Raw genomic sequence first — 25,528 nt, 5'->3', positions numbered from 1 at the left:
AGGAAAAGATAAGCTAGAAGCAGAATGTAAAATTCTGCTGTTCATCCATAATGACGAGCAATTTTTTTATTGAGGTAAAATTTTCATACAAACTTATTTATGTTGAACAATAAATAACCAAAAAACAAGGTGTATAAAAATAGCGACAAACCCTCCATAGGAGTGTCTCCAAAAGGAGACATTTATCTTGTTGATAAATATAGACTTATAAGATTGGTGTTTAGGGTGTCTTAAATTAGCGACAATATTGAGAAAGAGATAAACCGTTTCAGTGTATCCAGAATCTCTGAATAGGCTGTAAAAAATAAATTGTCTTATTTTTTAATGCGTTAAAAAATAAATTGAAAAGTTGGCACGGCATGTGCATAATAATATTCAGTTGCTCATTCAACTTCTTATGTAGGTCCAAAATTAGTTGGGTACATACCACATAAACCAAGAATGACGCCAAAGTAAGGTGCCTACCGTCCAACAGCATAGATACTCGCCTTCGGGCCTTATCAAACACAGGGCGACACGTGGAGTGAGGCACCACCTATATAATTATCTTTAATGTAAAGACATAATTATATAAAGCAGTCAATATCATAGCAGTTGTTATCGCTGGCGGGGTAAAGGTGAGTCCTTTACTCCGCCTTCCTGTTTTATACCCACCAAAATATCCGCCATACTTCTAACTGCTGCATTCTTACCTGCGCTCAGCGGCTCTCGTCATGCTCCTAGAGATATCTTCACTTGGCGCCTAGTTGCAATCCGAATGATTTAGGGCATAGCTGAAGATATTCTAGGCTAGTCAGATATGAAGCAATTTGGCTTGCAGGATATAGCTACCTGAAAAATATCACTTTTCACCAATTAACTTGGCACGTTCATTGCTATTTCATTATTACACTTAGTCTGATTTTAACGCTATGGGACACAGAATTTGGATTGTACTTTTCGCATGACAAAGAGTTCTGCTACCATTGCAATACGTTTAATGGGTATGAGATGAATGTATTGAGTAAATGGCGTTTTTTCCCTCGCTCCTTGCGTCAACTAGTTGTGATGGCGTTTTGGCTTGTACTACTTCCTTTATTGGTATTAGCCTATCAAGCATATCAAAGCCTTGAGCAACTTAGTAACCAAGCTGCCAATATCAATAAAACCACGTTGCTTGACGCACGGCGTAGTGAAGTGATGAGTAGCCTCGCCTTAGAAATGGAGCGGAGCTATCGTCAATATTGTGTTTTGCAAGATCCCACATTGAAAACCCAATATCAGAAACAGTTTGCTGACTACCAGCAAATGTTTGAGCGCCAGAGTACTATCTTACCTGCCTCGTCGGACACTTCCGCGTTGACTAAAACGTTGGATGCGCTTAAGGCCGTCACATGTGAAAACAATGAACCAACAGAAAAAATCACACAGGCTTTAGAACAATTTTCTGCTGCGAATGCTTCATTAGTGCAAGAAACACGGGATGTCATTTTTAGCCGTGGGGAACAGTTGCAAAAAGCGATTGCGAATAAAGGTCAACTATTTGGCTGGCAAAGTTTAATTTTATTTTTATTAAGCGCCTTGTTGGTGGCATTATTCACTCGAATGATTATTGGCCCCGTCAAGGCTATCGAGCGAATGATTAATCGTCTTGGTACTGGGCGTACACTTGCCAGTAATATTGAGCGTTTTAAAGGCCCTAGGGAGTTACGGACAATCGCCCAGCGCATTATTTGGTTAAGTGAACGATTGTCTTGGCTTGAATCACAGCGTCACGAATTTCTCCGCCATATTTCACATGAATTAAAAACGCCTCTTGCAAGCATGCGTGAAGGGACAGAATTACTTGCGGATGAGGTTGCAGGGCCATTAACGCTGTCTCAAAAAGAAGTTGTAGAAATTCTTGATCACAGTAGTAAGCATCTTCAGCAACTTATTGAGCAATTACTTGATTATAATCGTAAGCTCGTCGATGACCCACCAGAAGCACAGATTGTTGATTTACAAAAGCTCATTGAAGATATCGTCAAAGCACATAACTTACCCGCACGGGCTAAGAACATCAAAACAGACGTCCGTTTAAAAGTAGATAGCTGTTTAGCTGAACCCTCACTTCTTGGGCGAGTTATTGATAATATCTATTCCAATGCGGTGCACTATGGTGGCGAATCAGGTAATATTTGGATCTCTAGTCGCCAAACTGGCAATAAACTTCTGATTGAAGTTGCGAATACGGGAACGCCAATTCCTGAATCTGAGCAAAGTATGATTTTTGAACCCTTCTATCAAGGTTCATTACAAAGAAAAGGTGCTGTTAAAGGAAGTGGCCTAGGGCTGAGTATTGCGCAAGATTGTATTAAACAAATGGGTGGAGAACTATCTCTTGTTCCCAATAAATCAGCAGATGTCTGTTTTAGAATTGAACTGCCTCTAACCGCAGAGAATGAATAATGGTAAATCGGTCTACAGGTGTTTGGGCGGTACTTTACCGTAAGGCATCGTTAAGTAAACATAATAAAAGAGTACCTTATGTGATGAGACGTAAAGGGCTTAATTTTAGTGTCGTTTTATTCTCCTTAATTTTAGGTGGATGTGTAACAAAAAATGGTCAGTCACCTCTCGATACACTGGCTCAAGCTGTTGTGCCGGAAGTTAAAGTGACAGACTACCGTTATACATCATGTGAAACGATTTGGAATAATGACCAGCCAACTGCACGGGAAAATGCACTATTTTGGTTGCGCATGATGGACTGTGCAGACCGTACTGAAACCAGCCAAGCGCGTGCGGATGCAGGTAAAATAGAGGTTACAAACTGGTCAAGTGCATTTCAACAGAATATTTTGTTGAACTCTGCTGATCCATCCATTGCTGAGCGTCGTAAAATGCTTGATAGCATAAACACGTATAGCTTGAGTTTTCCAACTGCGGTGCGGCCATTATTACAACTGTGGCGTGAGCAACAAGTACAAATTATCAACTTGTCAGACGCTGGGGCCCGTTATAAACGCTTACAGCAAGAAATGGATAGCAAACTCGACCGTTTAAAGGAAGATAATGCTAAATTGGCTTTCGAGCTGAATACGACCTCCCGTAAGCTTGAAAATTTAACGGATATTGAACGTCAGCTTTCTTCTCGCAAAAAAAGCACGAACGAAACCGAAAAAGAGGTGGAAAATGGGGTGGAAGGAGATAAACCTATTTCCTCAGAAGCGCCAAAGCCTGATAGCAGCGTATCTTCTCCAGTAGAGCAAAATTCATCGGAGAATGAACAAAAATGACGAATCGTAAGTCAGCAAATTTATTGTTAGTTGACGATGACCCGAGCCTTCTTAAACTGTTAGGCATGCGCTTGAGTAGTGAAGGTTTTAAAGTCACTACAGCAGAAAGTGGTCCCGAAGCACTAAAAATCTTACAAAAAGAAAAATTAGATTTAGTGATCAGCGATTTACGGATGGACGAAATGGATGGTATGGCGCTTTTCGATGAGATACAAAAAGCGCATCCAAATATGCCTGTCATTATATTAACGGCACATGGCTCTATCCCTGATGCAGTAGCAGCAACGCAGCGAGGCGTATTTAGTTTTTTAACTAAACCTGTCGATAAAGATGCATTATATAAAGCCATTGATGAAGCACTCGCGCTCTCTTCGACACCCATTAGCGATGAAGAGTGGAGCTCGGGGATTGTCACGCGTAGCCCCTTGATGATAAGGCTGTTAGAACAAGCACATATGGTAGCACAATCTGATGTTAGCGTGCTTATTAATGGGCAAAGTGGTACAGGTAAAGAGGTTTTGGCTCAAGCGATTCATAAGGCCAGTCCTAGGGCTCGTAAGCCGTTTATTGCTATTAACTGTGGTGCATTACCTGAACAACTATTAGAGTCTGAATTATTTGGCCATGCGAAAGGGGCTTTTACCGGTGCAGTCAGTAATCGCGAAGGGTTATTTTTTGCAGCTAGTGGTGGTACGTTATTTTTAGATGAAATTGGTGATATGCCAATGCCATTGCAGGTTAAATTACTGCGAGTATTGCAAGAGCGCAAAGTTCGTCCATTAGGTAGTAACCGTGATTTAGACATTGATGTGCGTATTTTGTCTGCGACTCACCGTAATCTTCCTAAAGCGATGGAAAAAAATGAGTTTCGTGAAGACCTCTACTATCGCTTAAATGTAGTTAATTTACGTATTCCTGCGTTAAATGAGCGTTCAGAAGATATACCATTATTAGCTAATCATTTATTACGCGAGTCAGCATCACGCCATAAACCCTTTGTACGCAGTTTTTCCAGCGATGCGATGAAGTGTTTAATCACAGCGAGCTGGCCGGGTAATGTGCGCCAGTTAGTTAACGTGATTGAGCAATGTGTGGCACTCACAACATCGCCGGTGATCAGTGAAGCGTTGGTTAGCCAAGCCCTGCAAGGTGAAAATACCGCTTTGCCGACATTCGTTGAAGCACGTAATCAATTTGAACTGAATTATTTACGTAAGTTATTACAAATGACAAAAGGAAATGTCACCCAAGCGGCTCGAATGGCAGGACGAAACCGTACAGAGTTTTATAAATTACTTGGTCGCCATGATTTAGAAGCCAATGATTTCAAAGAATAAATAAGAATTATTTACCACATGGTTGTTATCGATTACATTATGTGGAATAAGGCAATTCATATTAACGCTCCGGGAGAAAAAACACCTTATGAGCCGTAAGCTTAATATTTCACTAGCACAACTTAATTGGTTAGTCGGTGACATCGAAGGCAACTGCGAACGCATGTTGCAAGTTTTGAGTGAACAAGCACCAAACACAGATATTGTCATGTTTTCAGAGCTGTCTTTGACAGGCTACCCACCAGAAGATTTGATTTTTCGTGGCGATTTTGAAGATCGTTGCGTCGCACAGCTAGAACGTTTACAAAAAGCAAGCTCTGAGACAGCGATTATCGTTGGCCACCCATGGTATGAAGGGGATGATATCTATAATGCATTATCATTTTTCTACCAAGGTAAACTGCACGCACGTTATTTTAAACAAGAGCTACCCAATTATGGTGTGTTTGATGAGCCTCGTTATTTTACCGCAGATGAAAAAACCTGTGTCGTTGAATTTAAAGGCTATCAGCTTGGCTTATTGATTTGTGAAGACATTTGGTATGACGAGCCGGTAGATGCAGCTAAAGGGGCTGGTGCTGAAATATTATTGACAATCAATGCATCCCCTTATGACATTAATAAAGAACATATTCGAACCGATTTATTAGTCGAACATTGTAAACGCACTCATATGCCAATTGTGTATCTTAACCAAGTGGGTGGGCAAGATGAATTGGTGTTTGATGGTGGCTCAAAAATCATTGCAAACAAAGGCAAACAAACCTTTAAATTGGAAGAATTTAAAGAGCAGGTTATTACAGTGCAATTTGATGAACTTGCACTGGTGAGCGAAGGTAGTGTATTTATTGAAAATGACCCTGTCGCACAGGTATACCAAGCCTTAGTCATGTCAACTCGCGACTACATCAATAAAAATGGTTTTAATGGGGCTATTTTAGGCTTATCGGGGGGGATTGACTCAGGGCTGACAGTAGCGATTGCCGTTGATGCAATAGGGAAAGAGCATGTGCAAGCCGTGATGATGCCATTCCGTTATACTTCTGAAATAAGCATTCACGACGCCAAAGAACAAGCCGATTTACTCGGTGTTGAGTTTGATATCGTGTCGATTGAGCCGATGTTTGATGCATTTATGGCACAGTTAACGCCTATGTTTGAAGGAACTGCGGTAGATACAACCGAAGAAAACTTACAAGCACGGTGCCGAGCCGTTATTTTAATGGCGATGTCGAATAAACGTCGTCGTTTGGTACTGACAACCAGTAATAAAAGTGAATCAGCAGTCGGTTACTCAACGCTGTATGGTGATATGGCCGGTGGGTTTGATGTGTTAAAAGATGTGCCTAAAACCCTTGTCTTTGAGCTAGCTAAATACCGTAATACACTCTCTCCCGCAATTCCACAACGTGTGATTGATAGGCCACCGTCAGCCGAACTCGCTCCGGGTCAGCTAGATCAAGACAGCCTGCCGCCTTATGATGTGCTAGACGCCTTGTTAGAAGGTTATGTGGAAAAGGACTTGTCAGTGAATGACCTAATCAAACTGGGTTTTGATAAAGACGTAGTACGCAAAGTTGTGCGTCTTGTTGATATTAATGAATATAAACGTCGTCAGGCACCGGTTGGGCCACGTATTACGATGCGTAATTTTGGCAAAGATCGCCGCTATCCGATCACCTCAGGTTTTGGCCGTAAAAACTGGTCATAACAGGAATTACTTATGAAAAAAATTGATGCAATTATAAAGCCATTCAAACTTGATGATGTTCGTGAAGCGTTGGCTGAAGTCGGTATTACAGGAATGACTGTAACCGAAGTAAAAGGTTTTGGACGTCAAAAAGGGCATACTGAACTTTACCGCGGTGCAGAGTATATGGTCGACTTTTTACCTAAGGTAAAAATTGAAATTGTTGTTCCTGATGACATCGTTGAAAACTGCGTCGAAACCATTATGCAAACGGCACAAACTGGCAAAATTGGTGATGGGAAGATCTTTGTTTATGATGTCGCTCGAGTGATCCGTATTCGAACTGGTGAGCAAGACGAAGAAGCAATTTAATAAATTAAGTTTATATGAAAATGCGGTAACGGAAAATACACAGGAATGGGATTAGAATTGTGTATTTATTATGCGAGCCCGTTACCGCTAAATTAGAAAACTACGAACATTTAACTAGTTAACCAATTTTCTTCAGTTAATATGTTTCATAGAATGCGCTTCTAAATAGAAGCGCATTTTTTATCGATTAGTTGAGGGGCAATACTTTGTGTGGGCCAAAACATTCATAGTGAATCGCATCGGCATTGACACCCATCGCAATTAACTGCTTACCTATGTGCTGCATAAAACCAACAGGGCCACAGAAATAAAACTGCATATTCGGTTGCTCAATCCATTCACGTACCAATTCTAAATTCATTAAACCTTCATATTGGTAATCAAACCCGAGGCGATCATCCTCTCTTGGTTGATTAAACCAAATCGCAGATTGGCTAATTTTCTGTTTTGCTAGTAGTTGTTGAATTTCGTGTCTGAAGGCATGAACTGCACCATTCTCAGCGGCATGGAACCAATTTACTTGTGCGCTGTGAGCTTGTTCTGTTAGATGATTTAACATACTTAACATTGGGGTTAAGCCAACCCCGGCGGAAATTAGCGTAACAGGTGTTGTATTATCAACATCGATAAAGAAATCCCCACATGGAGGTGCGAGATGCACGCTGTCACCTTCATTTAATTGTTGATGTAAGAAATTAGAAACGGTGCCTTGGTCTTCACGTTTTACCGCGATACGGTAGCTACGACCATTAGGTGCAGTCGTCAGTGAGTATTGGCGGATTTCTTGGTTTTCAAATCCCGGGTTGTTGACATAAATCGTGATATATTGGCCTGGTCGGTAATCAGCGACAGGTTGCCCATCGACAGGAACGAATTCAAAACTTGTGATCACATCACTTTGTGGTTGTTTTTGCGCTAATTTAAATTCACGTAAGCCTTCCCAACCCCCATCTTTATTTGCATTTTCTTGGTAAATTGCAGCCTCTCTACCAATAAAAATATCAGCTAAAACACCGTAAGCTTTTCCCCATGCATCAAGAACTTCTTGGCCGGGATTAAGGAGTTCATCAATGGCTGCAAGCAAGTTTTCCCCGACAATTGGGTAGTGCTCAGGTTTTATATTCAAACTGACATGTTTTTGTGCGATTTTTTCGACAGCTGAAATAAGCGCTTCAGGTGTTTCAATATGTACAGCATATGCGCAGATAGCATTGAAAAGGGCTTCACGTTGGTCCCCATTCATTTGGTGAGTCATGTTAAAAATATCTTTTAACTCAGGATGCTGTTTAAACATCCGATCATAAAAATGTGCGGTCAGTTTTGGCCCTGTTTCAGCAATGGCAGGAATGGTGGATTTAACAATGGCGATGGTTTGGCTATCTAGCATACAGGTGCTCCTGAATTATTTTCATGTTCTCGTTATCGTTAAGGTAAAGAGCTATTTTTGTAATATCAAAAATATCTCTTTGTACATCAGTGAGATAATATTATTTCATCTCAGTTAACCTCTATTTTTTGAGATCCATGAAGGCGATTTATAAAGATGTATTTTAAATACAACTTATAATATTTAAGGGTTTATGTAAAGACTCAAACCGGGAAAATAGGGTGAATTTAGGCACATAATGAGAAGGGGATTACAAATCTGGAGGTTTGTCCGTCAAAAATTAAAATTTGGGCTATTTTATAATGAAGCCTTCAGAAGCAAATGAAGTGAAAAAAATTAATGCAATCGTTTGCGTATATTTTTTCTTTAGGGCTATCTCAAGAGTGAAAAAGAGTTTACACTGTGTGTCATTGCGATGAATCGATTTTCAACCTATTGAATTGCTGAGGCAGGAGAAGCGAATGTTAAAGCGTGAAATGAATATTGCTGACTACGATCCAAAATTATGGGAAGCAATGGAGCAAGAAGTACAACGTCAAGAAGAACATATTGAATTAATTGCTTCTGAAAACTATACCAGTCCACGAGTCATGGAGGCTCAAGGTTCTCAGCTAACCAATAAATATGCAGAAGGCTATCCAGGTAAACGCTACTATGGTGGTTGTGAGCATGTTGATGTGGTCGAGCAATTAGCGATTGACCGTGCAAAAGCGCTATTTGGTGCTGACTACGCAAACGTACAACCACACTCAGGTTCACAAGCTAACGCCGCAGTTTACATGGCGTTATTACAACCAGGCGACACCGTTCTGGGGATGAACCTTGCACATGGTGGCCACTTAACCCACGGTTCACCAGTTAACTTCTCTGGTAAACTGTATAACATCGTACCTTATGGTATTGATGAAAGCGGTAAAATTGACTACGACGATATCAAAGCGCAAGCGGAAAAACACAAACCAAAAATGATTATCGGTGGTTTCTCTGCGTACTCAGGTGTGGTTGATTGGGCAAAAATGCGTGAAATCGCAGACGGTATTGGTGCTTACCTGTTTGTTGATATGGCTCACGTTGCAGGTTTGATTGCTGCGGGTGTTTATCCAAACCCCGTTCCTCATGCACACGTTGTGACGACAACAACACATAAAACTTTAGCGGGTCCACGTGGTGGATTAATTTTAGCTAAAGGTGGTGACGAAGAGTTGTATAAAAAAATCAACTCAGCGGTATTCCCTGGATCTCAAGGTGGCCCTTTAATGCATGTTATTGCAGGTAAAGCGGTTGCGCTGAAAGAAGCGATGGAACCTGAGTTTAAAGCTTATCAACAACAAGTTGCTAAGAATGCGAAGGCAATGGTCGATGTTTTCCAAAAACGTGGCTACAAAGTGGTATCTGGCGGAACTGAAAACCACTTATTCTTAGTTGATTTGGTTGATAAAGACATCACCGGTAAAGATGCAGATGCAGCGCTTGGCCGTGCGAATATTACTGTTAACAAAAACAGTGTGCCGAACGATCCTAAGAGCCCATTTGTAACGTCTGGTGTACGTATTGGTTCCCCTGCGATTACGCGTCGTGGCTTCAAAGAAGCAGAAGCAGGTGAGCTAGCTGGCTGGATGTGTGATATTCTAGACAATCTCAATGACGAAGCGACCATTGAGAGCGTGAAGCAAAAAGTATTAGCAATTTGCAAAAAACACCCAGTTTACGCATAACATAACGTAATATTAATTACCTAAACCCGCTTCTACATGTATGTATGAGCGGGTTTTTTGCATTGAAAAAACGGAGGAGTGATGGTCATTCCATCAACGCGTTGGCTAGCTATTGATTATTTTACCTACTTTTTTGCCTACAGTATTTTCTTACCATTTTGGTCAGTTTGGCTACAAGGTGAGGGAATTGATGCAGAAATGATAGGTGTTTTGTTAGGGGTAGGGCTCGCAGCTCGTTTCCTTGGCGCGATGTTTATTACTCCTTTAGTTAAAGAACCCTCGAAGTTGATCATGGCTTTACGCTTACTGGCAGGGCTTTCGCTCATTTTCTCTATTGGCTTCGCTCTGGGATCTCATTGGGCATGGTTACTATTTGTAATGATTGGGTTTAACCTATTTTTTGCGCCAATGGTTCCACTGGGAGATTCACTGGCAGGGACATGGCAAAAACAATTTACCTTTGACTATGGCAAGATCCGCGTCTGGGGGTCGATAGCTTTTATTATCGGCTCATCACTGATGGGGTATTTAGCGGGTGTTTGGGGTAATAAAGCCATCATGATGGCCTTGATAGTGAGCTGTTTAGCGTTATTATTAGGCGCAATGCTGAAGCCAGCAATTATGCCAATGGGGGCAGCGAAAGCGGATGGTGGTGATAAGGTTAGATTTAAACAATTGATTGCAGATAAAAATGTCGTTAGGTTTCTTATCTGTGTTACGTTACTGCAAGGGGCTCATGCGGCTTATTATGGGTTTGCTTCCCTATTTTGGAAAGAAGCCGGCTATTCAGATTTAGTCATTGGTAATTTATGGTCGCTCGGTGTCGTTGCTGAAGTCATTGTATTTATGTTAAGTCACCGTTTATTTAGACGTTGGAGTGCTCGCAATTTACTGCTGTTATCAGCCTTTTGTGGAATTATTCGTTGGGGCTTGATGGGCGCATTTACGGCATTACCGGTATTAATTGTGGTGCAAATTCTGCACAGTGGTACTTTTACAGTTTGCCACTTAGCGGCAATGCGTTTTATCAGCGCAAGAAAAGAAAATGAAATTATCCCATTACAAGGTATTTACTCTGCACTTGCGACTGGTGGTGGGTTAGCAGTACTGACAATTATTGTAGGGTACATTTATGAGCGAGTACCTGCACATCATGGCGTAGTTTTTTATTTAATGGCGCTTCTTGCTGTTCCTGCCTTATTTATTCGGCCTAAAGTGGTGGCTCAATCCTAAAATCACCAGCCAAGCTATAAAAGGTGTTAAAGCTATTTTATAGCTTGGTTTGGTATTGAATTTGTTTTCCAGTGTCATCAACGCAAATTTTTTGCAAGGCTGGCAACGCCATCCCTCTTTCGAACAATCGCCATGTCGATTGCTTCCCGCTGTATTTGCGATTGCCACAATAAATAGAGTTGATAATAAAAATGGCAAATCATAGATAATGACTTGCCATTGAGATATGAATTATAACTTATAAGCTTGGTAGGAATGTCGTAAATACAGGCATAAAAGTGACTAAGAGTAATACGATAATTAATGTTAAGAATAATGGCATAACTTCACGAATAAAATCAGCAATACGCACGCCCGTAATCGATGTAGCCACAAACATGACTGTTCCCATTGGTGGTGTTAAACAGCCGATAGCTAAATTAAGGATCATGACAATACCAAAATGGATAGGGTCAATTCCTAAAAGTTTTACTGTAGGCATTAATAATGGAACAAGGACAATAATTGCGGCATTACCCTCAATAAACATACCTAGAACTAAGAGCACAGCATTGACAATCATTAAGAAAACATATGGATTGTCAGAGAAATTGGTCATCATTCTGGCGACATCTTGCGCCACTTGCTCATTCGTCAATACCCAAGCTAATGCAGAGCAAGTCATGATAATCAACATAATACTTGCTGTTGAACGAGCTGTTTCTAAAAATGAGGCTGCAATGTCTTTTAACTTCATTTCACGATAAAAGAAAGTGCCAATTACAATAACGTAAAGTACTGCAATCGCGCCCGCTTCTGTCGGTGTAAAGATACCAAAACGAATTCCACCAATAATAACGAGGACTAAAAGGAACGCAGACATCGCTCCCTTACCTGTCTGATAAACTTCAGCAAATGTCGGAGCTTTATCTCTAGCCGGTTTGTATCCACGTTTTTTGGCAATAAGATAAATGGCAAACATTAAAGCAACGCAGCACATTAAACCGGGAATAATCGCAGCCATGAACATCTTGCCAATAGAAACATCAGCAACAAATCCATAGATGATTAATGCAATACCGGGTGGAATAATAGGTGTTATTAATGACCCTGCAGCAGTAACAGCAGCTGAGAAGCTTTTGCCATAACCTAATTTGGTCATCTCTGGCACTAGCATTTTAGATAGCATTGCACAGTCAGCAAGGTTAGATGCAGAAAGCCCACCCATCATTGTACTTAATAATACGTTAGACTGGGCAAGTCCCCCTGGATAGTGACCAGACAGTGTGCCAGTAAATTTTAACATTCGGCTAGTGATACCGGTGTAATTTAAAAGATTACCTAGCAAAATGAAAAAAGGGATTGCGAGTAATGTGACATTTTCTCCAGCCCCAATAATGCGCTGAACGGCAATAAGCGGAGAGATATCGCCGACAGAAAAGAAATAAGTGAGCAATGCAATAAGCACACTTAAAAAAATAGGAACATTAATTAAAAAACAAAATATTAATACGATACAGGCGATAACTACTGACATGGTTTATCTCCTTTAATTAATTTACTCATGTCTTCCAGTAAATGTTGAATAGAAAATAACACCATGATGGATGCGCCAATGGGTACAGAAAGGTCGATATAATAATAAGACACACCAATAATCGGTGTTATTTTGTCTTCTGCGATAATCGAGAGTTCATATCCAAGATACCCAAAAATAGATAAAGCAATAATGGCCATAATATGAGTGATAACCGCAATAGCTAATTGTACTTTTTCAGGAAATAAAGAGGTAATCGCATCAATACTGACATGCATTCTTTTACCCGCAGCGGATGCTGCACCAATCATCACCAACCAAATGTAGCAAATGATTAAAACTTCCTCACTCCACATTAAAGGGTCATTAAGAAGCCAGCGCATGAATACAGCAAGAATAGTAATAATGACAATAGCGGCAACGGCAAGTGATGCCACTATATCACTTAATTTCCCCAGAAATTTAAACATAAAAAATCCTTGCGAGAACAATAGTTAACCATTTGTGTTGTTAAAATATTGGCGGTAAGCACCGCCAAGTCATAGGGTTAATTATTAATAATATCTTGAGTTTGTTGATATAAGTTCGCAGACCATTCAGGGAACTCATTATAGAAAGGTTTAGATTTTTCTTTGAAGAGCGCTCTATCTACTTCAACAACCGTAACGCCTTCATTTTTCATTTTCTCAATAATTTCTTTTTCTTGCTGTAGGACTAAATCTGTTAAGAATTGCCCAGCTTCATTACCTGATTCAACTAAAGCCTGTTGGATATTTTCGGGTAATTTATCATACGTTTTACTGCCCATGACTAAGTTGGTCACGTTCTCTACATGGCCCGTTAGGATCAAGAACTTAGCTGCTTCATGGTGTTTTTGCCCATATAGCACTGGGATTGGGTTTTCTGCACCGTCAATAATTTTAAGATTAAGTGCAGTATAAACTTCAGCTAAAGGTAATGGAGTAGGGGTGGCACCCATTGCCTCTAAACCTTTAATTTGAATTTTATTATTAGGAACGCGAATTTTTAAACCTTTTAGGTCATCTGGGGTTTGGATCATTTTATTGGCTAAGATATGGCGTGAACCATATAGCCAATCTTTAGAAACGACATGAAGGCCTTTTTTATCTAACTGTTGTTCTAAAGAACCATACCAAGGTGAGGCGTTCAATTTAAAAATATCTTTATAAGATAGTCCTAAATAGGGTCCAAACATAATGCCGTAATCAGGTACATAATCAGAGAAGAAAGCGCCATCCGCTAAAGTAATTAGTGGGCTACCTAACTTCATTTGTTCGATGACATCCTTTTTGGACCCTAATTGCGAACTTGGATAAGGGATCAATTCACCTTCGCCATTGGTTTTTTCATTGAATTTTTTTGCCCATTCGTGGATCGCTAAGTCAAATGGTTCACCGGGGTTATTTTCATAAGCAACTTTTAGCTTATATTTAGCATCTGCAAATGCTGCTCCTGTCATGCTGCCCATTAATAGCATTGTGCTGAGTGTTAAGCTAAGAAGTGTTTTTCCGTTTAATGTGCTCAGTTTCATAAATGTATCTCCTGTAGGGGGATTTATTGTTTTAAGTATTTATTATTTGTTTCTAACAAACGTATTTTTTGCGTAGCATTGATTCTGTACCATGACTCAGAATTTCAGTAATTTTCTGGCTCACATCATCCTGTAATTTTGGTATTTCGTTGAGGTTCAATCCCCATAAATCAGACATCGCTAGCACATTTTCAGTAAGTTGTTTTACATTTGAGTCATAGAGTTCGTTCCAAGCTTTAAAGCGTTCCAGTAAATAATCATCATCATTTAAAGGAATGGGCTGTCCAGCCTGTTCTCCGCGATAGAAAACAATCAACGCAGCAAGTGAAAATGAAATGCAATAAGGGATTTTATTGTATTGATTAACGTAAGAGATTAATTGGGGCAATAAGCGAGTTTTAAATTTAGTGAGTGAGTTAAGCGAAATTGACATTAACTCATGTTCTATATATGGGTTATTAAAACGGTCAATCACTGCGGAAGCAAAAGCCGTGAGCTCTGAAGGGCTTTGAGATAAAACAGGAATAACTTCATTATCAATTAAATCTTTAATGAAAGATAAAAAAACGGGATTAGTAGTGACATCACGGACAGTCCTAATGCCTGCTAAGTAAGCAACAGGAACCATCGCAGTGTGTGCACCATTCAAGATTGCCACTTTGCGCTCTTTATAGGGTTTTATATCATCGACCACTTTGATATTTAATGGTAATTCATTTAGTTTTAGTTTCTGTTCTAATACTTTTGGCCCTTGAATGACAAACAAATAGAAATATTCAGCCGTGACGAGAAAATCGTCTTTATAACCTAATTCTTTTTCCAGTTTTTCAATTTCATTTTTTGGGTAACCTGTAACAATTCTATCGACTAATGTAGAACAAAATGTATTACTGTCATTTAGCCAAGTAATGAAATCTGCGGGAAGTTTCCAGTCTTGCGCATGTTTATTTACAAACTCTTGTAGTTTATCGCCATTATAGTCAATTAACTCACAAGGGATGATGAACAATCCTTTGCTAGTATCACCATTAAAATATTGAAAGCGGTGAAATAAGAATTGTGTAAGTTTAGCTGGGAAACTACTTGCTGGTGTGTCTTCTAGACGTACATCGTGCTTATATACGATCCCGGCTTCGGTTGTGTTAGAGAATATCCATTGTAAGTCGGGATTTTCTGCACACTTTAAATATTTATCATATTCAGAGTAAATAAGTATTTCACGATTAACTGAATTAATTATTCTTATATTAGAAACGCTTTGTTTTTGTTCATTAATTCCTCTGGTGATGGCGGTATAAAGTCCATTTTGTTGATTAATTGAGGGATGTGATGAGTCAATTGGTCTAACAATAGTAATACCACTATTGAAGTCTGTTTTTTCATTCAGTTGATCAACCATCCAGTCGATAAAAGCACGTAGAAAATTGCCTTCTCCGAATTGCAGAATTCTCTCTGGGTATTGCTTGCTAGCCATTGACTGTCGATTTAAGTAATCCATGACCATTCCTCTAGTTATTATGTGTATTAATCATCTGGTGTTGACTCAGACTAGAAGTATTTTTTTCTATGGACTATTAATTGAATCAATTTTGTGGAACGAATGGCTTTTTCATGTTTTTAATGTGTTTTTTATCAGTTAAAAACAGGTGGTTTGTTGATGTATAAAATTCATTTTATGATAAGCTACTTTAAGTTATTGAAAAATAGCGCGATTTATTCCGTATCTTATTTATGGTAAATAATGGCTTTATAATTAAGTTGTTTTTTTACTGAAAAATTCAGGTTTGTGTTTGATGCATACAATGTTCGATCAAAAGAAAGGTTGTTATTGGCCATCCATTGGCCTTGGGAGGTTAGTGTTACTTATTCATAAGTTTGCTGTATAGAGTTGATCATCGTTCGTTTAGCGGTATCTAAATGGTGACGAAGTTCATTCATCGCAACAATATCATTACGACTAATTAAAGCACTTAAAATGGTCATATGTTCTTCAATTGCCAGTACATTTCTTTCTTTTAAGTCAGATTCATCCCACTGGTATTGAAAGTGGAATATTACAGTGATGATTTCAAGAGACTGACTGAAAAATGGGTTGTTGGCACCCGATAAAATAAGGCTATGTAGCTCATAATCGAGTTGGGAAAAGTCGCGGTAATTGATAGTCACTGTTTCGCGCAGTGTTCTATGCTTAAGTAATAGCTCTTTTGCTAAAATCCAACGGTGGTCATCTGCGGGTAAATTTAAAAAGTGCGTAAGGGCATTGGTTTCTAGTAATTCTCTGAACTCAAAGAGTTTTTCTGCATACTCGCGCGAAAACTTCATCATGTGCCAATTTCCTCGGTGGGTGTTTTTAATTAACCCATAACGAGAAAACTCCACTAAAAATTCACGGACAACGCTAGAGCTCACATGGCTTTTTTTCGCCAATTGTAACTCAGTAAAAGTATCTCCGGGCATCAATTCTTTGCGTTTAATCATTTGGTAAAACGCTTTTTCGAATAAGACGATTTGTTGATCTGGAAGGCTTGACTCAACTGGGAAAAAATCAGTTTTATTGGGATAGCGAATGACATGGTAGTCATTCCCTTGTTTTTCAATGATTTTCTTTTCTAATAAATATTCAAGGGTATGTCTAACGGTAGTTCGGCTGATATTAAACATTTCCGCTAAAGAAGATTGTGATGGGAAGGGGGACGTTAATAAATTTTTATGAATTGCATCTAAAAATTCGTTAATTGACCCATAACGTATATTTTTACTCCTCACCATTTAACTGCCCCTTAAGCTGTTTTTTATTCTTTAAAGACCGATTTAAAACCGATTTAAAAACATTTAATCACAAAATTCGGTTGCTAAGTATCTAGTCTATGTTTTTTAAATTAAAAAAGACAGATAAATTGACGGAGGAAAATATGAAACAATTGATTTGCCAGGAACCTAAAAAATTAGTCTATCAAGACGTTGCTGAACCTACAGTTAAAGTTGGGCACGTAAAAATAAAAATACATGCCGTTGGAATATGTGGAACAGATATTCACGCCTGGGGAGGAAATCAGCCATTTTTCCAGTATCCACGCGTATTAGGCCATGAAATTTCTGGCACTATTTGCGAGGTTGCTTCTGATGTCACTCAATGGAAAGTTGGGCAGCGTGTTGCCGTGATGCCTTATGTTGCTTGCTATGAGTGCGGGGCTTGCAAAAGTGGTAAAACAAATTGTTGTGAAAAAATTTCGGTGATTGGGGTTCATGAAGATGGTGGTTTTTGTGAGTTCTTAAACGTCCCACAAAACAACGTGTTAGCCATTGCGGATACCGTTACTGATATTGATGGGGCGTTAATTGAACCGTTTTCGATTAGTGCTCATGCAGTGAGACGCGCACAAGTTAAGCCTCAAGATACTGTTCTAGTCGTAGGGGCTGGTCCGATAGGGCTTGGTGTTGCTGCGATTGCTAAAGCAGACGGTGCTAACGTATTAGTTGCTGACACCAGTGAGGCTCGTCGTCAACATGTTGAAAAGGTATTAGGTTTAACAACGTGTGACCCAGCGAGTGAAAATTACTTATCAAGTATTGAAAGCCATTTTTCAGGGATGCTTGCAGAGAAAGTCATTGATGCAACGGGGAATCAACACGCAATGAACACTGCGGTGAATTTAATTCGCCATGGTGGTTTGATTGTTTTTGTTGGGCTATTTAAAGGTAATTTATCGTTTCCAGATCCTGATTTTCATAAGAAAGAAACAACAATGATGGGAAGTCGCAATGCGACGCTTGAAGATTTCAATAAAGTGGCAAGGTTGATGGCGGAAGGAAAGCTCGCGAGTGAAATGATGCTAACTCATCAATTTGATTTTAATTCTATTGGTAATAGTTATGAGCAAGACGTGATTAATAACCGTGAGTTAATTAAAGGCGTTATCTTATTTTAATACGCATTAAACGGTTTAATCAGTAAAAAAACACCCACACAAAACAGTCGAATTGTGTGGGTGTTAAAATTCAATACGTTGTCGAATTAGCGTTTTAATGCTTCCGATAACTCATCTTTCATGACGGACAGTATGTCTCTAACAACGCGTGGGCTACCAGCGACTAAGTTACCAGATGCGATATAATTATGGCCGCCAATAAAGTCAGTCATGATACCGCCAGCTTCACGCATGATTAGTTCACCGCCTAAGAAATCCCATGGTTTTAAGCCGATCTCAAAGAATGCATCAACACGACCAGAAGCAACATAGCATAAATCCAGGGCTGCAGAACCGGTACGACGGAAATCAGCACACTTATCGAACATTGCAGTCATGATATTCATATATACCGCAGCGTGTTGTTTTTGTTTAAAAGGAAAACCTGTCGCAACGATAGCGCCATCAAGATCACGTTTTTCATCGATACGAATACGATAACCGTTAAGTTGAGCGCCTTGTCCACGTACTGCGCTAAATAATTCATTACGCATTGGGTCGTAAACAACAGCAACTTCAGTACGGCCTTTAACGCGTACAGCGATAGAAACAGAAAAATGAGGGAGACGTTTTGTGAAGTTGGTAGTGCCATCCAGTGGATCGATTACCCATTGAATATCATCATCTTTACCAATTAACTCACCACTTTCTTCAGTGATAATAGTGTGCTCTGGATATGACTTGCGGATGATTTCAATAATCAGCTGCTCAGATTCTTGGTCAACGTTAGTCACGAAATCGTTAGTGCCTTTCTGAGTCACTTTGATATTACTAGGCATTTCATAGTTTTTAGCTATGTGATTACCGGCCTTACGTGCTGCACGTATGGCGATGTTAAGCATCGGATGCATGGGCTTTTTCCACTGGAATGTTAAAGAACGAAAAACTGGAGTGCCGAAGTATATAGATGTTCGTCACAATAAGCAATTTTGTGTTAAGCTATTGCGATAATTTTTTCATTAAACGTATAAACCATGCTAGATAATATCCGTATTGTTCTTGTTGAAACCTCACACACTGGTAATATGGGCTCAACTGCCCGTGCAATGAAAACCATGGGGCTTTCTAATCTGTACCTCGTTAATCCTCTTGTTGAACCTGATTCACATGCTATTGCACTTTCTGCCGGGGCGAGTGATGTTATTGGTAATGCGACAATCGTTAAAACCCTCGATGAAGCCTTAGAAGGCTGTAAGTTAGTGATCGGCACCAGTGCCCGTTCTCGCACCTTGTCTTGGCCAATGGTTGAGCCGCGTGAGTGTGGTGTTAAATCTGTTGAGCAATCCAAAGAATCCCCCGTTGCTATCGTTTTTGGCCGTGAGCGAGTGGGTTTGACCAACGAAGAACTACAAAAATGTCAGTATCATTTGTATATCCCCACGAACCCAGAATACGGCTCTTTGAATTTAGCGATGGCGGTTCAATTGGTAAGTTATGAGATACGCATGGCGCATCTTTCAATGGATGAAAAAAACACGGTAATTTCAACAGATGATGAGGTAGAATACCCGCCATCAGAAGATGTTGAGCGTTTTTATGTTCATCTTGAAAGTGTATTGAATGAATCTGGTTTTATTCGTAAAGCGCACCCTGGCTTAATTATGAATAAATTGCGTCGTTTATTCACACGTGCACACATCGAAACCCAAGAGTTACATATCCTGCGGGGTATTTTAACGTCGATGGAAAAATGGGCGAAAAAGTGAGGCGAAATCCACGGTAAAAACAGGTGAATAATACTTGAGTAAATTAGTCAGGTAAATAGTTGACTAAATTACTCAGGAATGTCACAATCTGACCATAATTTACCATGGAGTAATATGTTATGAGACTCACTTCCAAAGGGCGTTACGCAGTAACTGCGATGTTAGATGTCGCATTACACTCTCAGTCAGGTCCCGTGCCTTTAGCGGACATTTCTGAACGTCAGGGGATTTCCCTCTCTTATCTTGAGCAACTTTTTTCTCGTTTACGTAAAAACGAGTTGGTTTCGAGTGTTCGCGGCCCAGGTGGCGGTTATTTGCTTGGTAGAGACGCAGACCAAATCTTTGTTGCTGAAGTAATCGCTGCGGTAGATGAATCTGTTGACGCCACACGTTGTCAGGGTAATAAAGAAGGTTGTCAAAATGGCGACCGCTGCTTAACTCATGCACTGTGGCGTGATTTAAGTGACAGAATTACAAGTTTCCTAAGCAGCATTAGCCTTGATGAACTGGTTAAAAACCAAGAAGTCATGGTTGTTGCTGATAGACAAGATAACGAACAGCGTAAAACCATGCCAAATGGGATCACACCTGAATCGATTATCAATGTACGTGCTTAAAAAATATTAAAATAATTGCAGTCGGTACATCTCGGTGAGTGGTTAGACGAAGATCTAGTTTCCGCCATTTGTATCTTTAAAAATTAAAGTCAAGTTAGCTTGTCTTTTGGAGTAAGTGAGCAATGAAATTACCAATTTATCTTGATTATTCAGCAACAACACCGGTTGACCCGCGTGTGGCTGAAAAAATGATGCAATGTTTAACAATGGATGGGAACTTTGGTAACCCAGCATCCCGTTCTCACCGTTTCGGCTGGCAAGCGGAAGAAGCGGTAGATATTGCTCGCAATCAAATCGCTGAATTAGTGGGTGCTGACCCACGTGAAATCGTGTTTACTTCAGGCGCAACTGAGTCTGATAACTTAGCGATTAAAGGCGCTGCTAATTTCTATAAAAAGAAAGGCAACCACATTATTACCTGTAAAACGGAACACAAAGCCGTTTTAGATACCTGCCGCCAATTAGAGCGTGAAGGTTTTGAAGTGACTTACCTGTCACCGCAAAGCAACGGTTTAATTGCTATGCAAGACCTACAAGACGCTATCCGCGAAGACACTATTTTAATTTCTATTATGCATGTTAATAATGAAATTGGTGTAGTGCAGGATATCGAAGCTATTGGTGAATTATGCCGTAGCAAAGGGATTATTTTCCACGTCGACGCAACTCAAAGCGTGGGCAAATTGCCTATCGACCTAAATACGTTAAAAGTCGATTTAATGTCGTTCTCTGCGCACAAACTTTATGGGCCAATGGGTATTGGTGCACTGTATGTTCGCCGTAAACCACGAATTCGCCTTGAAGCGCAACAGCACGGCGGTGGTCATGAACGCGGTATGCGTTCTGGGACATTACCAGTACACCAAATCGTGGGTATGGGCGAAGCTTATCGTATTGCCAAAGAAGAAATGGCAGCGGAATCTGAGCGCTTACGCGGTTTACGCCTGCGTTTATGGAACGGCATTAAAGATATCGAAGAAGTTTACCTCAATGGTGATTTAGAACACGGTGCGCCGCACATTCTGAACGTCAGCTTCAACTATGTTGAAGGTGAATCACTGATGATGTCATTAAAAGATTTGGCTGTATCTTCAGGCTCGGCATGTACTTCTGCAAGCCTAGAACCTTCTTATGTACTGCGCGCTTTAGGGATGAATGATGAGCTGGCACATAGCTCAATCCGTTTCTCTTTAGGTCGTTTCACGACAGAAGAAGAAATTGACTATGCAATCAAAATGATTCATGGCGCAATTGGCCACTTACGCGAGCTGTCTCCTTTATGGGAAATGTTTAAAGACGGCGTAGATCTTAACAGCATCGAATGGTCTCACCATTAATCAGACGGTTTCAGGAGTTTAAAAATGGCTTACAGTGAAAAAGTTATCGATCATTATGAAAATCCACGCAACGTTGGTTCGTTTGACAACAGCGACCCAAGCGTCGGTAGTGGTATGGTAGGTGCACCTGCCTGTGGTGACGTCATGAAATTACAGATTAAAGTAAATGATGACGGCATTATTGAAGATGCACGCTTTAAAACTTATGGTTGTGGTTCAGCAATTGCATCAAGTTCACTGGTGACTGAGTGGATGAAAGGCAAAAGTTTGGATGAAGCTGAGTCAATCAAAAATACAGCAATTGCAGAAGAGTTAGAATTACCACCAGTGAAAATTCACTGTTCAATTCTAGCGGAAGACGCAATTAAAGCTGCTATTGCTGATTACAAAAGCAAACGCCAAAGCAAATAAATTTTTAATCAGTCTATAGGGCAACCCATATTAATAAATAACAACAAGTTATCGTCCTATAACTGGCACAATACCCATGGCCTCTAGGCTAAACATCGCTGAGTTTCTTAGTTTGGAAATAAATGGGTATAAAATAATTTGAAGGCGGATGCGACTCATGAGTAGCATCTGCCTTGTTTGTTTCTAAAGTGAGGTTTGCAATGTCTATTTCTCTTACAGAAAGTGCTGCGCTGCGTATTCAATCTTTTCTGCAAAATCGTGGAAAAGGTGAAGGTTTGCGTTTAGGTGTAAGAACTTCAGGTTGTTCAGGAATGGCTTATGTTCTTGAGTTTGCTGATACAATCAATGAAGAAGACACAGTTTTTGAAGATAAAGGTGTGAAAGTCATTATCGATGGCAAGAGCATTGTTTATCTTGATGGCACTGAGCTGGATTTTGTGAAAGAAGGCTTAAACGAAGGGTTTAAATTTAATAACCCTAACGTCAATAGCGAATGCGGATGCGGTGAAAGTTTTCACGTATAATGCGTTCAATTAAGCCTAATTTTCGGCCAGTCTCACTAATATAAGCAATTTGCATGTTAGTGGTATTGGTAACCGGTTCGAGAAACTGAGCACTTATGGATTACTTTACTCTTTTTGGGTTAACTCCCATTTATGCCATTGATAATGAACAACTGACGCTACGTTTTCAAGATTTACAGCGTCAATACCATCCTGACCGTTTTGCTACCTGCTCTGAACAGGAAAAAATGCAAGCACTGCAAAAAGCAGCAACCATTAATGCTGCCTACCAAGCCCTTCGTCATCCGCTAAAACGTGCGGAATATATGCTTTCATTGCATGGTTTCGACATTAATAACGAACAACATACTATGCATGATACGGCATTCTTGATGGAGCAGCTTGAGTTACGTGAAGAACTAGACAATATTGAGAATAGCGCTGATGCACTTGATCTATTGGCTAAATTTATGCAAAACGTCAAACAAATGCAGCAAGCACGAAGCGCACTGATGGTGACAGAGTTAGATGCCATGCAGTGGGAAAAAGCCGCTGATACCGTACGTAAACTACGTTTTCTCGATAAGCTTCAGCAGCAAGCTGAGCAACTCGAAGAACGGTTACTAGATGAATTTTAAGAGAAAACGATTATGGCGTTACTACAAATCAGCGAACCCGGTATGACAGCAGCTCCGCATCAACGCAAATTGGCGGCAGGCATTGATTTAGGTACCACCCACTCTTTGATTGCAACAGTGCGTAGTGGTGAAGCTGCGGCTTTGCCAGATAACCAAGGCCGCTTTTTATTACCATCGGTTGTTAATTATCAGCCTGCAAGCAAATTAGTGGGATGGGATGCGAAGCAACTTGCGGAGCAAGACCCAGTGAATACCATTATTTCAGTTAAACGTATGATGGGGCGCTCATTGGCGGATATTCAAAAACGTTATCCTGATTTGCCGTATCAGCTGAGTGCGAGTGAAAATGGCTTGCCGTTTATCCAAACGGCTGCCGGCCAAGTAGATCCTATTCAAGTTTCTTCGGATATATTGAAAACGTTAGCAAAACGCGCTGAAGAAACATTGGGTGGGGAAATGGATGGCGTAGTGATCACGGTTCCTGCCTATTTTGATGATGCCCAGCGCCAAGGCACGAAAGATGCGGCTCGTCTTGCAGGCTTACACGTGTTACGCCTATTGAATGAGCCGACTGCGGCTGCAATTGCCTACGGATTAGATTCTGGACAAGAAGGCGTGATAGCGGTTTATGATCTCGGGGGTGGGACTTTTGATGTCTCTATTTTGCGCCTGAGTCGCGGTGTTTTTGAGGTCTTAGCGACAGGTGGCGATACCGCACTTGGAGGCGATGATTTTGACCAAGTACTGGCACAGTGGATCGCAGAGCAGGCAGGAGTTTCATTACAAGGTGACCATCAGTTAAATCGTCAATTACTTAATGTGGCGACAGAAACCAAAGTCATGCTCAGTGACGCGGACGCTGCGACAATCAAACTTGCTAATTGGCAAGGGGAAATCCGTCGCGAGCAGTTTGAAGCGCTTATTGAAACCCATGTTAAACGCACACTAATGGCTTGTCGCCGTGCGTTAAAAGATGCAGGTGTTGAAGCGCAAGAGGTGCTGAACGTTGTCATGGTTGGTGGCTCGACTCGCGTACCCTTAGTACGCCAGAAAGTCGGCGATTTTTTCGGTAAGTCACCACTGACATCTATCGACCCAGATAAAGTGGTAGCGATTGGTGCCGCCATTCAAGCGGATATCTTAGTAGGGAACAAACCCGACAGCGAAATGTTGTTATTGGACGTGATCCCGTTATCCCTTGGCCTAGAGACCATGGGGGGGTTGGTTGAAAAAGTGATCCCGCGTAATACGACGATCCCAGTTGCTCGCGCTCAAGAATTTACCACCTTTAAAGATGGGCAAACGGCGATGAGCGTTCATGTGGTGCAAGGTGAACGCGAAATGGTAGCTGATTGTCGTTCATTAGCTCGCTTCACCTTGCGTGATATCCCTGCAATGGCTGCAGGTGGCGCACATATTCGTGTTACTTTTCAAGTGGATGCGGATGGGCTATTAAGTGTTAGCGCTATGGAAAAGTCCACTGGCGTAGAAGCCTCTATTCAAGTTAAGCCATCGTATGGGTTAACAGATAACGAAATTTCAAACATGATTAAAGATTCAATGACTAACGCGCAAGATGACTTAAATGCGCGCCGCTTAGCGGAGCAAAAAGTTGAAGCTGCAAGAGTGCTTGAAAGTTTAACGAGCGCATTAGCCCAAGATGGCAATTTACTGACGCCAGAAGAAGAGTCAGAAATTGATAATGCGGTCAATGAGTTAATTAAAGCGGTTGAGGGCACTGACCCAATCGTAATTGAAAATGCCATTAAACAACTGGATAAGCAATCGCAGGAGTTTGCAGCGCGTCGTATGGATACCTCCATTCGACAAGCGTTGTCAGGCCATTCTGTGGATGAGATATAATTATGCCGAAAATAGTTTTTTTACCTCATAGTGATTTATGTCCAGACGGTGCTGTTGTTGAAGCACAAGAAGGCGAGTCTATTTTAAATGTTGCACTACGCAGCGGTATTGAGCTTGAGCACGCTTGTGAAAAATCCTGTGCTTGCACAACCTGTCATTGTATCGTTCGTGAAGGTTTTGATTCACTGGAAGAGAGTAGTGAGTTAGAAGACGATATGTTAGACAAAGCGTGGGGATTAGAGCCTGAAAGCCGTTTAAGTTGTCAGGCGTTAGTGACGGATGAGGATTTAGTGGTAGAGATACCCAAATATACTATTAATCACGCCCGCGAACACTAATGCTCGTTATATTTCGCGTTGTAGGGGTGTTGGCTTCTTTCAAGCACTTGGGTCACATACTTTTGTATGCTCCCCAAGATACTCT

23 protein-coding genes are annotated in these 25,528 nt (G+C 40.6%); 16 read left to right on the top strand and 7 right to left on the bottom strand.

What is annotated here, in order from left to right; genetic code table 11:
- Window positions 1-990 precede the first annotated feature (990 nt).
- The 5 genes from PSF42_RS15070 (at window position 991) to glnB (ending at window position 6,659) form a co-directional block, all read left to right on the top strand.
- The gene (locus PSF42_RS15070; RefSeq protein WP_125892207.1) at window positions 991-2,430 is read left to right on the top strand and encodes a sensor histidine kinase; all 1,440 of its coding nucleotides are present in this window, start codon (window positions 991-993) and stop codon (window positions 2,428-2,430) included.
- Window positions 2,430-3,260, top strand: coding sequence for a two-component system QseEF-associated lipoprotein QseG (qseG, locus tag PSF42_RS15065; RefSeq protein WP_125892205.1), 831 nt, complete (start codon window positions 2,430-2,432; stop codon window positions 3,258-3,260). The genes PSF42_RS15070 and qseG overlap by 1 nt, the downstream gene beginning before the upstream one ends.
- Window positions 3,257-4,597 carry a two-component system response regulator GlrR gene (gene glrR, locus PSF42_RS15060; protein ID WP_125892203.1) on the top strand — a complete coding sequence of 447 codons (1,341 nt, stop codon included), beginning with the start codon at window positions 3,257-3,259 and terminating at the stop codon, window positions 4,595-4,597. The genes qseG and glrR overlap by 4 nt, the downstream gene beginning before the upstream one ends.
- Before the next feature lie 88 nt (window positions 4,598-4,685).
- Window positions 4,686-6,308 (top strand): NAD+ synthase, encoded by a 1,623-nt coding sequence (locus tag PSF42_RS15055; RefSeq protein WP_272680302.1) that lies wholly within the window; start codon window positions 4,686-4,688, stop codon window positions 6,306-6,308.
- A gap of 12 nt (window positions 6,309-6,320) precedes the next feature.
- A complete protein-coding gene (gene glnB, locus PSF42_RS15050) occupies window positions 6,321-6,659 on the top strand; it encodes a nitrogen regulatory protein P-II (protein ID WP_004912721.1) in 339 nt (112 codons plus the stop codon).
- 187 nt (window positions 6,660-6,846) lie between these two features.
- Here glnB and hmpA read toward each other — a convergent pair whose 3' ends face one another.
- Window positions 6,847-8,046 carry an NO-inducible flavohemoprotein gene (gene hmpA / locus PSF42_RS15045; RefSeq protein WP_272680301.1) on the bottom strand — a complete coding sequence of 400 codons (1,200 nt, stop codon included), beginning with the start codon at window positions 8,044-8,046 and terminating at the stop codon, window positions 6,847-6,849.
- A 461-nt stretch (window positions 8,047-8,507) separates the two neighbouring features.
- Here hmpA and glyA point away from each other — a divergent pair, with 461 nt between their 5' ends.
- Both glyA and PSF42_RS15035 read left to right on the top strand, forming a co-directional pair.
- Window positions 8,508-9,761: a serine hydroxymethyltransferase gene (glyA, locus tag PSF42_RS15040; protein WP_125892197.1), complete on the top strand. Its 1,254-nt coding sequence runs from the start codon at window positions 8,508-8,510 to the stop codon at window positions 9,759-9,761.
- A gap of 81 nt (window positions 9,762-9,842) precedes the next feature.
- Window positions 9,843-10,994, top strand: coding sequence for a 3-phenylpropionate MFS transporter (locus PSF42_RS15035; protein ID WP_272680300.1), 1,152 nt, complete (start codon window positions 9,843-9,845; stop codon window positions 10,992-10,994).
- 238 nt (window positions 10,995-11,232) lie between these two features.
- On the opposite strand, the gene PSF42_RS15030 is transcribed toward PSF42_RS15035, so the two are convergent.
- From PSF42_RS15030 to PSF42_RS15010, 5 genes are all read right to left on the bottom strand, one after another.
- Complete coding sequence (locus PSF42_RS15030; RefSeq protein WP_125892193.1) at window positions 11,233-12,510, bottom strand: TRAP transporter large permease; 1,278 nt, start codon at window positions 12,508-12,510, stop codon at window positions 11,233-11,235.
- Complete coding sequence (locus tag PSF42_RS15025; RefSeq protein WP_004264924.1) at window positions 12,501-12,980, bottom strand: TRAP transporter small permease; 480 nt, start codon at window positions 12,978-12,980, stop codon at window positions 12,501-12,503. Before PSF42_RS15025 ends, PSF42_RS15030 begins: the two co-directional genes overlap by 10 nt.
- Before the next feature lie 77 nt (window positions 12,981-13,057).
- Window positions 13,058-14,062, bottom strand: a complete 1,005-nt coding sequence (locus tag PSF42_RS15020; RefSeq protein ID WP_125892191.1) for a C4-dicarboxylate TRAP transporter substrate-binding protein — start codon at window positions 14,060-14,062, stop codon at window positions 13,058-13,060.
- A 52-nt stretch (window positions 14,063-14,114) separates the two neighbouring features.
- Window positions 14,115-15,560 carry a tagaturonate reductase gene (locus PSF42_RS15015; protein WP_185746905.1) on the bottom strand — a complete coding sequence of 482 codons (1,446 nt, stop codon included), beginning with the start codon at window positions 15,558-15,560 and terminating at the stop codon, window positions 14,115-14,117.
- A gap of 365 nt (window positions 15,561-15,925) precedes the next feature.
- Window positions 15,926-16,831 carry a GntR family transcriptional regulator gene (locus PSF42_RS15010; RefSeq protein ID WP_125892187.1) on the bottom strand — a complete coding sequence of 302 codons (906 nt, stop codon included), beginning with the start codon at window positions 16,829-16,831 and terminating at the stop codon, window positions 15,926-15,928.
- Window positions 16,832-16,974: 143 nt separating this feature from the next.
- On the opposite strand from PSF42_RS15010, the gene PSF42_RS15005 reads away from it, so the two are divergent.
- Complete coding sequence (locus PSF42_RS15005; protein ID WP_213913171.1) at window positions 16,975-17,991, top strand: zinc-binding alcohol dehydrogenase family protein; 1,017 nt, start codon at window positions 16,975-16,977, stop codon at window positions 17,989-17,991.
- 86 nt (window positions 17,992-18,077) lie between these two features.
- Here the strand turns inward: PSF42_RS15005 and suhB are convergent, their stop codons facing one another.
- Window positions 18,078-18,881, bottom strand: coding sequence for an inositol-1-monophosphatase (gene suhB, locus PSF42_RS15000; RefSeq protein WP_125892183.1), 804 nt, complete (start codon window positions 18,879-18,881; stop codon window positions 18,078-18,080).
- Between the two features lie 123 nt (window positions 18,882-19,004).
- On the opposite strand from suhB, the gene trmJ reads away from it, so the two are divergent.
- The 8 genes from trmJ to fdx all read left to right on the top strand — a co-directional run bounded on the left by trmJ (window position 19,005) and on the right by fdx (window position 25,443).
- Window positions 19,005-19,736 carry a tRNA (cytosine(32)/uridine(32)-2'-O)-methyltransferase TrmJ gene (gene trmJ, locus PSF42_RS14995; protein WP_125892181.1) on the top strand — a complete coding sequence of 244 codons (732 nt, stop codon included), beginning with the start codon at window positions 19,005-19,007 and terminating at the stop codon, window positions 19,734-19,736.
- 119 nt (window positions 19,737-19,855) lie between these two features.
- Window positions 19,856-20,353: a Fe-S cluster assembly transcriptional regulator IscR gene (gene iscR, locus PSF42_RS14990; RefSeq protein ID WP_004264917.1), complete on the top strand. Its 498-nt coding sequence runs from the start codon at window positions 19,856-19,858 to the stop codon at window positions 20,351-20,353.
- Between the two features lie 122 nt (window positions 20,354-20,475).
- Window positions 20,476-21,690 carry an IscS subfamily cysteine desulfurase gene (locus PSF42_RS14985; protein WP_125892179.1) on the top strand — a complete coding sequence of 405 codons (1,215 nt, stop codon included), beginning with the start codon at window positions 20,476-20,478 and terminating at the stop codon, window positions 21,688-21,690.
- A 24-nt stretch (window positions 21,691-21,714) separates the two neighbouring features.
- Complete coding sequence (gene iscU / locus PSF42_RS14980) at window positions 21,715-22,101, top strand: Fe-S cluster assembly scaffold IscU (protein WP_004264914.1); 387 nt, start codon at window positions 21,715-21,717, stop codon at window positions 22,099-22,101.
- 200 nt (window positions 22,102-22,301) lie between these two features.
- Window positions 22,302-22,625, top strand: coding sequence for an iron-sulfur cluster assembly protein IscA (gene iscA / locus PSF42_RS14975; RefSeq protein WP_125892177.1), 324 nt, complete (start codon window positions 22,302-22,304; stop codon window positions 22,623-22,625).
- A 95-nt stretch (window positions 22,626-22,720) separates the two neighbouring features.
- Window positions 22,721-23,242 carry a co-chaperone HscB gene (hscB, locus tag PSF42_RS14970; RefSeq protein WP_125892175.1) on the top strand — a complete coding sequence of 174 codons (522 nt, stop codon included), beginning with the start codon at window positions 22,721-22,723 and terminating at the stop codon, window positions 23,240-23,242.
- Window positions 23,243-23,254: 12 nt separating this feature from the next.
- A complete protein-coding gene (hscA, locus tag PSF42_RS14965; protein WP_125892173.1) occupies window positions 23,255-25,105 on the top strand; it encodes a Fe-S protein assembly chaperone HscA in 1,851 nt (616 codons plus the stop codon).
- 2 nt (window positions 25,106-25,107) lie between these two features.
- The gene (gene fdx / locus PSF42_RS14960; RefSeq protein WP_042844637.1) at window positions 25,108-25,443 is read left to right on the top strand and encodes an ISC system 2Fe-2S type ferredoxin; all 336 of its coding nucleotides are present in this window, start codon (window positions 25,108-25,110) and stop codon (window positions 25,441-25,443) included.
- Window positions 25,444-25,528 lie beyond the last annotated feature (85 nt).

The sequence above is a fragment of the Providencia sp. PROV032 genome, from assembly GCF_028484875.1.
GTDB classification, from domain to species: domain Bacteria; phylum Pseudomonadota; class Gammaproteobacteria; order Enterobacterales; family Enterobacteriaceae; genus Providencia; species Providencia rettgeri_E.
This window is presented reverse-complemented; position numbering and strand designations above follow the sequence as displayed.

Bases quoted from the DNA above. Each gene is read 5' to 3' on its own strand.
- fdx (WP_042844637.1), top strand. From the start codon at position 25,108: ATGCCGAAAATAGTTTTTTTACCTCATAGTGATTTATGTCCAGACGGT.
- PSF42_RS15035 (WP_272680300.1), top strand. From the start codon at position 9,843: ATGGTCATTCCATCAACGCGTTGGCTAGCTATTGATTATTTTACCTAC.
- iscA (WP_125892177.1), top strand. From the start codon at position 22,302: ATGTCTATTTCTCTTACAGAAAGTGCTGCGCTGCGTATTCAATCTTTT.
- iscU (WP_004264914.1), top strand. From the start codon at position 21,715: ATGGCTTACAGTGAAAAAGTTATCGATCATTATGAAAATCCACGCAAC.
- glyA (WP_125892197.1), top strand. From the start codon at position 8,508: ATGTTAAAGCGTGAAATGAATATTGCTGACTACGATCCAAAATTATGG.
- PSF42_RS15055 (WP_272680302.1), top strand. From the start codon at position 4,686: ATGAGCCGTAAGCTTAATATTTCACTAGCACAACTTAATTGGTTAGTC.
- qseG (WP_125892205.1), top strand. From the start codon at position 2,430: ATGGTAAATCGGTCTACAGGTGTTTGGGCGGTACTTTACCGTAAGGCA.
- hmpA (WP_272680301.1), bottom strand. From the start codon at position 8,046: ATGCTAGATAGCCAAACCATCGCCATTGTTAAATCCACCATTCCTGCC.
- trmJ (WP_125892181.1), top strand. From the start codon at position 19,005: ATGCTAGATAATATCCGTATTGTTCTTGTTGAAACCTCACACACTGGT.
- suhB (WP_125892183.1), bottom strand. From the start codon at position 18,881: ATGCATCCGATGCTTAACATCGCCATACGTGCAGCACGTAAGGCCGGT.
- hscA (WP_125892173.1), top strand. From the start codon at position 23,255: ATGGCGTTACTACAAATCAGCGAACCCGGTATGACAGCAGCTCCGCAT.
- PSF42_RS15025 (WP_004264924.1), bottom strand. From the start codon at position 12,980: ATGTTTAAATTTCTGGGGAAATTAAGTGATATAGTGGCATCACTTGCC.
- PSF42_RS15030 (WP_125892193.1), bottom strand. From the start codon at position 12,510: ATGTCAGTAGTTATCGCCTGTATCGTATTAATATTTTGTTTTTTAATT.
- glrR (WP_125892203.1), top strand. From the start codon at position 3,257: ATGACGAATCGTAAGTCAGCAAATTTATTGTTAGTTGACGATGACCCG.
- PSF42_RS15070 (WP_125892207.1), top strand. From the start codon at position 991: ATGAATGTATTGAGTAAATGGCGTTTTTTCCCTCGCTCCTTGCGTCAA.
- PSF42_RS15020 (WP_125892191.1), bottom strand. From the start codon at position 14,062: ATGAAACTGAGCACATTAAACGGAAAAACACTTCTTAGCTTAACACTC.
- PSF42_RS14985 (WP_125892179.1), top strand. From the start codon at position 20,476: ATGAAATTACCAATTTATCTTGATTATTCAGCAACAACACCGGTTGAC.
- PSF42_RS15010 (WP_125892187.1), bottom strand. From the start codon at position 16,831: ATGGTGAGGAGTAAAAATATACGTTATGGGTCAATTAACGAATTTTTA.
- PSF42_RS15015 (WP_185746905.1), bottom strand. From the start codon at position 15,560: ATGGATTACTTAAATCGACAGTCAATGGCTAGCAAGCAATACCCAGAG.
- glnB (WP_004912721.1), top strand. From the start codon at position 6,321: ATGAAAAAAATTGATGCAATTATAAAGCCATTCAAACTTGATGATGTT.
- PSF42_RS15005 (WP_213913171.1), top strand. From the start codon at position 16,975: ATGAAACAATTGATTTGCCAGGAACCTAAAAAATTAGTCTATCAAGAC.
- hscB (WP_125892175.1), top strand. From the start codon at position 22,721: ATGGATTACTTTACTCTTTTTGGGTTAACTCCCATTTATGCCATTGAT.
- iscR (WP_004264917.1), top strand. From the start codon at position 19,856: ATGAGACTCACTTCCAAAGGGCGTTACGCAGTAACTGCGATGTTAGAT.